Raw genomic sequence first — 572 nt, forward strand, 5'->3', positions numbered from 1 at the left:
TTTTCCATTGCAGTCACAGATAGTAAACCGTCAGCATCAACTTGGTACGTCACTCGGATGTGCGCAGCACCTGCCGCCATAGGAGGAATACCTTTTAGTGAGAAACGCGCAAGTGAACGACAATCATCCACCATCTCGCGCTCACCTTGCACAACGTGCACGCTCATCGCCGTTTGACCATCTTTGAAGGTGGTAAACTCTTGCGCGCGAGCAACAGGAATCGTGGTGTTGCGCGGAATGATTTTCTCAACCAACCCACCCATGGTTTCAATACCCAATGATAATGGAATCACGTCAAGCAGCAGCATTTCAGAGTCAGGCTTGTTACCAGCAAGAATATCTGCTTGGATACCCGCACCAATAGCCACCACTTCATCAGGGTTGATGCTAGTGAGTGGTGTGCGACCAAAGAATTCGCCCACCATTTCACGGACAAGCAAGGTACGAGTTGAGCCACCAACCATCACCACTTCAAGTACTTCCTCCGCTTCTACGTCAGCATCTTTCAGTGCACGACGACAAGACATCAGAGTTTTCTTCACGAGTGGGCGAATCAGGTCTTCGAACTGCTC

At 50.0% G+C, this 572-nt stretch carries 1 protein-coding gene; it reads right to left on the reverse strand.

What is annotated here, in order from left to right; all coding sequences use genetic code 11:
* Positions 1-572, reverse strand: a 572-nt coding sequence (locus tag R7Z77_RS27330) for an Hsp70 family protein (protein WP_318137302.1), incomplete at both ends; no start/stop codon positions are given.

It is taken from the genome of Vibrio sp. 1401 (assembly GCF_033340295.1).